Source organism: Rhodococcus sp. 05-2254-6, assembly GCF_002258565.1.
Lineage (GTDB): Bacteria > Actinomycetota > Actinomycetes > Mycobacteriales > Mycobacteriaceae > Rhodococcoides.
Genome location: NZ_NOZF01000014.1, coordinates 23,210 through 31,214, shown reverse-complemented (window position 1 = coordinate 31,214; position 8,005 = coordinate 23,210). Strand labels below are relative to the sequence as shown.

The 8,005-nt window shown below is 64.5% G+C and carries 9 protein-coding genes; 1 reads left to right on the top strand and 8 read right to left on the bottom strand.

Translation table 11 applies throughout. From position 1 onward, the window contains the following. Positions 1-717 (bottom strand): class I SAM-dependent methyltransferase (locus CH256_RS01655; RefSeq protein ID WP_256989327.1); only part of this gene is annotated, 717 nt, incomplete at its 3' end. Beyond that, positions 714-1,274, bottom strand: a complete 561-nt coding sequence (locus tag CH256_RS01650) for a carboxymuconolactone decarboxylase family protein (protein WP_094668693.1) — start codon at positions 1,272-1,274, stop codon at positions 714-716. The genes CH256_RS01650 and CH256_RS01655, both read right to left, overlap by 4 nt. Before the next feature lie 91 nt (positions 1,275-1,365). On the opposite strand from CH256_RS01650, the gene CH256_RS01645 reads away from it, so the two are divergent. Next, positions 1,366-2,289, top strand: a complete 924-nt coding sequence (locus CH256_RS01645; RefSeq protein WP_094641031.1) for an ABC transporter substrate-binding protein — start codon at positions 1,366-1,368, stop codon at positions 2,287-2,289. A 47-nt stretch (positions 2,290-2,336) separates the two neighbouring features. Here the strand turns inward: CH256_RS01645 and CH256_RS01640 are convergent, their stop codons facing one another. From CH256_RS01640 to urtA, 6 genes are all read right to left on the bottom strand, one after another. Beyond that, positions 2,337-3,005 carry a GntR family transcriptional regulator gene (locus tag CH256_RS01640; protein ID WP_094641032.1) on the bottom strand — a complete coding sequence of 223 codons (669 nt, stop codon included), beginning with the start codon at positions 3,003-3,005 and terminating at the stop codon, positions 2,337-2,339. Between the two features lie 11 nt (positions 3,006-3,016). After that, positions 3,017-3,709 carry an urea ABC transporter ATP-binding subunit UrtE gene (gene urtE / locus CH256_RS01635; RefSeq protein WP_094668692.1) on the bottom strand — a complete coding sequence of 231 codons (693 nt, stop codon included), beginning with the start codon at positions 3,707-3,709 and terminating at the stop codon, positions 3,017-3,019. Then, positions 3,702-4,532: an urea ABC transporter ATP-binding protein UrtD gene (urtD, locus tag CH256_RS01630; protein WP_068046248.1), complete on the bottom strand. Its 831-nt coding sequence runs from the start codon at positions 4,530-4,532 to the stop codon at positions 3,702-3,704. The genes urtE and urtD overlap by 8 nt, the downstream gene beginning before the upstream one ends. Further along, positions 4,529-5,620: an urea ABC transporter permease subunit UrtC gene (gene urtC, locus CH256_RS01625; RefSeq protein WP_068046246.1), complete on the bottom strand. Its 1,092-nt coding sequence runs from the start codon at positions 5,618-5,620 to the stop codon at positions 4,529-4,531. Before urtC ends, urtD begins: the two co-directional genes overlap by 4 nt. Next, complete coding sequence (gene urtB, locus CH256_RS01620) at positions 5,617-6,501, bottom strand: urea ABC transporter permease subunit UrtB (protein ID WP_094668691.1); 885 nt, start codon at positions 6,499-6,501, stop codon at positions 5,617-5,619. The genes urtC and urtB overlap by 4 nt, the downstream gene beginning before the upstream one ends. Positions 6,502-6,573: 72 nt before the next feature. Beyond that, positions 6,574-7,851 (bottom strand): urea ABC transporter substrate-binding protein, encoded by a 1,278-nt coding sequence (gene urtA, locus CH256_RS01615; RefSeq protein ID WP_094641034.1) that lies wholly within the window; start codon positions 7,849-7,851, stop codon positions 6,574-6,576. Positions 7,852-8,005: the final 154 nt, after the last annotated feature.

Sequence of the window (8,005 nt, the reverse complement as noted above, 5' to 3'; positions counted from 1 at the left end):
CTCGATCTCGGTCAGTCCCGATGCCTCGAACACGTCGACGAACAGGTTCTTCGGGAACATCCTCACACCCGCCAGGCCCGTTCCGAAGCCGACGACGGTACCCAGCGGTGCCGGATGAGGCTCGCAGCTGGTCATGATTGCGATGCGTCCACCCGGGCGCACGACGCGAATCAGCTCGTCCAGCACCGTCATCGGCTGCGGAACGAGATACAGAGCGGCGTAGCAGCACACGGCGTCGAACGCGCCGTCGGCATAGGGCAGTCGGGCGGCATCTCCCCGCACGTACGCCGCGCGGGGGCCGCGGTTGTCTCGCACCGCGCGGGCGATCATCGCCTCGGAGATGTCGAATCCGACGGCGAGCCCATCACCGGTGAGAGCCTCCGAGAGGAACCTGGTGAAGTTGCCCGGGCCGCACGCGACATCGAGTACCCGTTGCGGGCCGTTCAATCGAAGGTCGGCAACGGCTTTCGCACGTTCGGCCGACATGGACATGCCGGCGACGCCCATCATCGATACACCGAACGGGCGCCACACCTTCTCGTAGATCGCCGCCACCACGCGGTTGTTCATCGCGATGCTGGCCGGCGACGGATTCGGTGCGGGCACGTTCGGTAAGAGTTCGACGTACCCGCCGTCGGTGCGCGCCAGCCCCCGCAGCACCTCGGGCTCGATCATCTCGAGTGCGCGGTGCAATGCGGTCTCGGCAGAGTCGATCATGGTCGCGGAGGCCGGTCGCCGTAGTCCCGCTCCACTCGCAGAACGCCGAGAGTGGTTGCCAGGCCATCGTATTGAGTGACCAGCAGGACGAATTCGATGAGTCGTCGCTCGTCGAACTGGGTGGCGAGTTGGTTCCAGGTCGCGTCGGAGAGGATTTTGGTGGCGATGAGTTCGTCGACCGCAGAGAGGATGGTCCGATACCGCGTCGACAGTCCCGGTGCGTCCGGTCCGGTCTTGATCAGCTCGAGCAGATCCCGGTCGATGCCCGCCCGCTTGCCCAGCCGGATGTGATGGTCCATCTCGTACGCGGAATCGCGCAGGTGCGCCACGCGCAGGATCACCATTTCGGTTTCCTTGCGTGAGATCTTCCCGCCGGGCATCAGGTGGCCGCTGTAGAACAGCCATGCCCGATACAGCCCACCGGTGCGCCCGAGGGTGGTGAACAAGTGCGGATTGGGCACCCCCGCACCCTTGGCGATCACCTTGCAGATGACCCAGTTGATGGGCCCGAGGGTTCTGGCGGTACCGGACGGAATGCGTGGTGTGGTCACAGCCACACCGTACCGACTGCCCGGCCGGACGTCACCGGGACGAAGAAGGCTAGGCTACCCTTCTTGTCATCCAGCACAAACTTTCCTCGGAGGACCCTTGACGAAGTCCCATGCCCGCATCACGGCCCTCGCGCTCACCATCGCCGCCCTCGGAGTGACTGCGACGGCGTGCTCGTCCACCGACGCCGCCCCCGACAGCGCAGGCAGCGCCACGAGATCGATCGAGACCGTCCGGGGAACGGTCGACGTGCCCGAGACCCCGCTGCGCATCGTCACCCTGGAGCCGGTCGAGCTCGACACCACCGTCGCCCTCGGCGTAATGCCCGTCGGCACCGCCGTGCTCAGCGAGACGAGCGGCGTGCCGTCGTACCTCGGTACCGAAGCGGCGAACATCGCGACCGTCGGTACGGTTGCCGAACCGACCATCGAGGACATCGCGGCCCTACAACCAGATCTGATCCTGGGCACGGAGACTCGACACGCCGAGTACTACGACCAACTCTCCGCCATTGCACCGACGGTGTTCATGGCATCCCAGTCCGATCCGTGGCGCGAGAACGTCAGGTTCGTCGGGCGCACTCTCGGCAAGGAGAACGACGCCGAGGAACTGCTCACCGACTACGACGACCGGTGTGCCGAGATCGCCGAGGAATTCGACACTGCCGGGCAGACGGCACAACTCATCAGGCCGCGCAACGGTGAGCTGACCCTGTACGGGCCGTCGTCGTTCGCCGGGAGCACCCTCGAATGTGCAGGCTTCACCACTCCGCCGCGGCCGGAATGGGCGGACGAGATCTCGGTCGACCTCTCGCCCGAGCTGGCGGCTCAGGCGGCAGCGGATCTGATCGTCGTCACCGCCGCCGACCCGTCGGACCCCGCGGCGATTCCGGCGTCGATCACCGCCAACGCAGCGATCCTGCCGAACCCGCACGCGGTGGACATGTCGTACTGGATCACCGGGGTCGGGCCCATGGGTGGGCAGACCGTGCTCGACGACATCGATCGGATTCTCTCGGACTAGTTGGGTCGTTCCGCAGGCTCCACTCCTGGCGGGTCGCGCCTGACGCATCAGATACGGACCGCGCCGGCCAGCGCCGCCGCCTGCTGCGCCCGCGCGACCACTCGATCGCGTGATGAATCGATATGGGCGAGTAGCAGTTCCAGTGCCGAGTCCAGGGTCCCGGCGAGCACGCGTTCGACGATGTCGATGTGTTGATCGATCGCCGAGACGACGGCTGCGGCGTCGAGTCCGCCGAGTATCCGAACCGGACGCACCTTGGCGTTCACGGTGCACAGCGCCTCGGTCAGAGCCGGATTACCCGACGCGGCCAGCAAGGTGACGTGAAAGTTCTCGTCCAGGGACACCAGATCGTCGGTGGTGCCGGGAGGGTCGTCCCGCAAACCGATCCAGGTGTCCAACAGGTTCGACAGCGACGCCCGGTCGACGGACTGGGATGTCGAGCGCGTGATGCCGCGAGCCTCGAGAGTGGCCCGTAGCTCGTACAGATCGGGCAGGTCGCTCAGTCGTGGACGATAGGCGTGCAGCCCGGCGTCATCGCGAGTGACGAGACCGTCGGCCTGCAATCTGGCCAAGGCTTCACGCACCGGAGTGCGCGAGACACCGTACAGCTCGGCGAGACGCTCCTCGCCGAGCCGTTCGGTGGAACTGATGGCACCGGAGATCAGATCCCGGCGCAGTGACGAATAGACCTTCTCGCGAAGGTCCCTGCGCGGCACGATGCGTCCGGTCAGATCGCCATGGCTGCGCGGACGTCTGCCTCGGACTCGGCTCCGCCCACGCCGGTGGACGTGATGCGGCCGGCCTCGAGGATGTAGTAGTTCTGCGCCGACTCCAGAGCGAAACCGATGTGCTGCTCCACCAACAACACTCCGAGACCGCCGCGTCGAGTGAGTTCGAGGACGGTGCGTTCGATCTCGGCGACCACCGACGGTTGGATGCCCTCGGTGGGCTCGTCCAGGATCAACATTCGCGGTTCGGTGATCAGGGCCCTCGCGATCGCCAGCTGCTGGCGCTGTCCACCCGAGAGCAATCCCGCTCTGCGACCGAGCAATTCCTTCAATGCCGGAAACAGATCGAGTGCCTCGTCGATCAGCGCCTTGCCGCGCTTGCGGCCGTCGGCGACCACCTGCAGGTTCTCGGCCGTCGTCAGCTGGCCGAACGACTGCTGACCCTGCGGCACATAGGCGAGCCCGCGAGCGACGCGGGCGCTGGGGCGCAACGCGCTCACGTCCTCGCCGTCGAACAGAACTTTGCCGGAATTGACCTTCAGCAAGCCGACCGCTGCCCGCAGCAGGGTGGTCTTGCCGGCACCGTTGTGTCCCATCACTGCGGCGACACCGTCGGCCGGAACCGTCAGCGACGCACCGTGAATGACTTCGCTGCGGCCGTAACCGGTACGTACATCGACCAGTTCAAGCATGACCGGCTCCCTCTTCTGCGATGTGATCGAGTTCCTCGCCCGCAGCCGCGGTGCCGAGGTACACCTCTTGGACCTTCGGATCGGCCTGTACCTCGGCCACTGTGCCCTCGGCCAGGACCCGTCCGGCTGCCAACACCGTCACCGAAGTGGCGAACATGCGCATGAAGTCCATGTCGTGCTCGACCACCACGACCGTCCGCTCACCGCCGATGCGCTGCAGCAGCTGGCCCGTTTCCTCGCGTTCCTCGTGACTCATGCCGGCGACCGGCTCGTCGAGCAGCAGCACGTCGGCGTTCTGCACCAACAGCATTCCGATCTCGAGCCACTGCTTCTGACCGTGCGCGAGAATTCCTGCCGGCTTGTCGCGCTCGGCCGTCAGGCCGATGGTCTCGAGTGCCTCCTCGATCTGCGGCAGCACCGATCCTCGACGACGCAACATTGTCAGCACCGACCGACCGGACCCGGCGGCGATGTCCAGGTTCTGCAATACCGTCAGATTCTCGAAGATGCTGGCGGTCTGGAAGGTTCGGCCGATGCCCAGGCGGGCGATCTGATGCACCTTCTTGCCGAGCAGTTCCACGCCGGATTTGGTGACCGAGCCGGTCGCCGGGACGAGGCCGGTGATGGCGTCGATCAGCGTGGTCTTGCCTGCGCCGTTGGGCCCGATGAGGAAACGCAGATCGCCCTGCATCAGCGTCAGATCGACGTTGGTGTTGGCCTTGAAACCGTCGAAACTGACTGTCAGGTCTCGGACTTCGAGGTACTGACTCGACATGCCGGCGTTGCCGCCGAACGTGGGTTGTGGACCTTCGACGTGGATCATCGCGTCAGTTCCTTCTCTGGCTCTTCGCTCGGTTCGGGTACCGCTTCGGCTTCCTTCTTTCGTTTTCGCAGCGCGAACAGTCCTGCGATACCGGCGGGGAAGAACCCGACGACCACCACGAACAACAGTCCCTGCGCGTACGTCCAGCCCGACGGGAACTGCTCGGACAGCGTGGTCTGAGCCCACGCGACGCCGAGCGCGCCGAGGACCGGACCGAGCAGGGTGGTACGACCGCCGATCGCGACACCGATGAGGAACGCGATGGACGGGACGATGCCGACGTCGTTGGGGGAGATGATGCCGACGATCGGAACGAACAGTGCGCCTGCGAGACCCGCGAAGAACGCCGCCGCCACGTAGGCCACGATCTTGACGTTGGCGGGGTCGTACCCGAGGAACCGCACCCGCTCCTCCTGATCGCGTACCGCCACCAACAGTTCGCCGTAGCGCGAGTACATGAGCTGGCGGGTGATCGCGACGACGACGAGGAGTACGCCTGCAGCGATGAAGAACAGCATCTGCTTGTTGGCCGGGTCGTTGAGGTTGAACCCGAAAAAGGTGCGGAACCTGTTGAGGCCGTTGGATCCACCGGTGGTCTGCTGCCCGATGAGCAGAATCGCGAACGCGGCGGCCAGTGCCTGGCTGAGGATCGCGAAGTACGCGCCCTTGACCCGACGCTTGAACACGCCGAGACCGAGTACCAGCGCCACCAGGGCCGGCACGAACAGAATGCCCAGGATCGTGGTGATCGGCGAGGTGAACGGCACCCAGTACGAGGGCAGTTCACGAATTCCGGCGATCGACATGAAGTCCGGTACGTCGTCGCCGCGGAGATCGGCGTCGGAGATCTTCAGATGCATGGCCATGATGTAGGCACCGATACCGAAGAAGACACCCTGACCGAGGGTGAGCATTCCGCCTCGGCCCCAGGCCAATCCGATTCCGACGGCCACGATGGCGTAGCAGATGAACTTGCCCAGCAGGTTCAGCCGGAAGTCGCTGAGGACGGCCGGAGCGACTGCGAACAACAGAATCGCGGCGAGCGCGAATCCCAGTAGAGCGCCGCGCTTGGCGATGAACTCGCTCATACCAGGCTCCTTGTCTTGACGGCGAACAAGCCCTGCGGTCGGGCCTGCAGGAAGATCACGATGAGCACGAACACGATGACCTTGGCGATCGACGCCGTGGTGCTGTACTCGATGAACGAGTTGAGAATTCCCAGAGCGAAGGCCGCGATGACCGCGCCCTTGATCTGGCCGAGACCACCGACGACGACCACCAGGAAGGCGTCGATCAGATAGCTCTGTCCCACAGTGGAACTGGTGGAACCGATCAGGGTGAGTGCGACACCGGCGACGCCGGCGAGTCCGGAGCCGAGGAAGAACGTCGAGATGTCGGTCCTGCGGCTCGAGATGCCCGAGGTCTCTGCGAGATCGCGGTTCTGCACCACCGCGCGGATGCGTCGACCCATCGCGGTCTTCTTCAGCGCGATCGACAGCGCAACAACGGCGACGACCGCGAGGACGAGGATGAAGATTCTGGTCTTGGGCACCACGGCACCGAGGATGTCGACGCCGCCGGTCAGCCAACCCGGGGACACGACGTTGACCGCCGGTGCCCCGAAGATGTCGCGAGCGAGCTGCTGCAGGATGAGCCCGACGCCGAACGTGACGAGCAGGGTATCGAGTGGTCGGTGGTACATACGCTGAATCAGCGTGACCTCCAACAACACTCCCATGGCGCCGCCGACGAGGAAGCCGACGATCAGAGAGATGAACAGTGATGCGCCGCCGGTGGAGACGATCTGCTGCACCCCGTAGGCCGTGTACGAACCGGCCATGATGAACTCGCCGTGCGCCATGTTGATGACGCCCATCTGACCGAACGTCAGTGAGAGCCCGAGGGCGGCGAGCAAGAGAATGGATCCGATCGACAGGCCGGTGAACAACTGTCCGATCACGACGTCCATAGGGGAGCTCCTTCGGAGCATGTGAGTGGAACTTCGTAGCAGGCTACGAAGTTCCACTCACATGGGTGGTGGTCAGTTGAGGTCGGCGGCCCAGTCGTAGGTCTCCAGGAACGGGTCGGGTGCGATCGCCTCGGGCGACTCCCACACCGTGTAGATCAGTCCGTCGGCACGGATCTCACCGATGCGGGCGGTCTTGGAGATGTGGTGGTTGTCGCCGTCGATGACGACCTCGCCCTCGGGAGCGGCGAAGCTGACTCCGTCGGCCGCGGCCTGAACGTCTGCCACGGCAAAGGAATCGGCCTTCTCGACGGTGTTCTTCCACAGGTAGACCGAGGTGTACGCGGCTTCCATCGGGTCCGAGGTGGGCTTGTCGGCACCGTACTTCGCCTTGTAGTCGGCGACGAACTTGGTGTTCTCGGGGCTGTCGACGGTCTGGTAGTAGTTCCAGGCGGTCAGCTGGCCCTCGATGTTGGCCGCACCGATGCCGGCGACCTCTTCCTCGGCGATGGAGACCGAGATGACCGGCATGTCAGCAGCTTTGAGGCCGGCGTTGGTGTACTCGCGGAAGAACGCGACGTTCGAGTCGCCGTTGAGGGTGTTGAACACCGCGTCCGCGTCGGCCGAGCGAACCTTGTTCACGATGGTGGAGAAGTCCGTCGAGCCGAGCGGGGTGTAATCCTCGCCCTTGATCTCGATGTCGTTCGCGGCCGCGTAGGCCTTGATCTCACGGTTGGCGGTCTGCGGGAAGACGTAGTCGCTACCGACGAGGTACAGCGACTTCACACCCTGTTCCTTGAGGTAGTCCAGTGCCGGAATGATCTGCTGGTTGGTGGTGGCACCGGTGTAGAAGATGTTGTCCGACGCCTCGAGTCCCTCGTACTGCACGGGGTAGTAGAGGAGAGCGTCGTTGTCCTCGAACACGGGCAGCATCGCCTTGCGCGACGACGAGGTCCATCCACCGAAAACCGCTGCGACACAGTCGCTGCTGATGAGCTTCTCGGCCTTCTCGGCGAACACCGTCGGCTCGGACGCACCGTCCTCGGCGACGACCTCGATCTGCTTGCCGTTGACTCCGCCCGCTGCGTTGATCTGCTCGACGGCCAGTGCGATCGAATCACGCACCGTCACTTCGCTGATCGCCATGGTGCCGGACAGGGAGTTGAGCGAGCCGACCTTGATGGTGTCACCGGAGGTGTCGACACACGAGGTGGCAGAACCGCCGCCGCCGTCGGCAGAGGCGGTATCGCTCGCCTTGCTTCCGCAGGCGGTGGCAACGAGGCTCAATGCAGCCAGCGCTGCGGGAACGACCATGACGCGCTTGAAGGACATGCGCTTCGAGACAGCAGGCATCTACGGCCCTTTCGGAGGTTTTGTATACGGGGTTGTATTCGCGATTGCGAACAGTAAAGGGAAGTTATTGCGTCGGTATGTTCTGCGGTCACGAGTCTGTTTCCCGCGTTACGCGGACGTAAATGCCGCAGGATGACAACTCCTCTTGACATTT

What these genes read in the sequence shown, in the direction of transcription:
- urtD (WP_068046248.1), bottom strand. Translation starts at nt 4,532, where the DNA reads ATGATCCACGTCGAAGGTCCACAACCCACGTTCGGCGGCAACGCCGGC.
- urtE (WP_094668692.1), bottom strand. Translation starts at nt 3,709, where the DNA reads ATGCTTGAACTGGTCGATGTACGTACCGGTTACGGCCGCAGCGAAGTC.
- urtC (WP_068046246.1), bottom strand. Translation starts at nt 5,620, where the DNA reads ATGAGCGAGTTCATCGCCAAGCGCGGCGCTCTACTGGGATTCGCGCTC.
- urtA (WP_094641034.1), bottom strand. Translation starts at nt 7,851, where the DNA reads ATGCCTGCTGTCTCGAAGCGCATGTCCTTCAAGCGCGTCATGGTCGTT.
- urtB (WP_094668691.1), bottom strand. Translation starts at nt 6,501, where the DNA reads ATGGACGTCGTGATCGGACAGTTGTTCACCGGCCTGTCGATCGGATCC.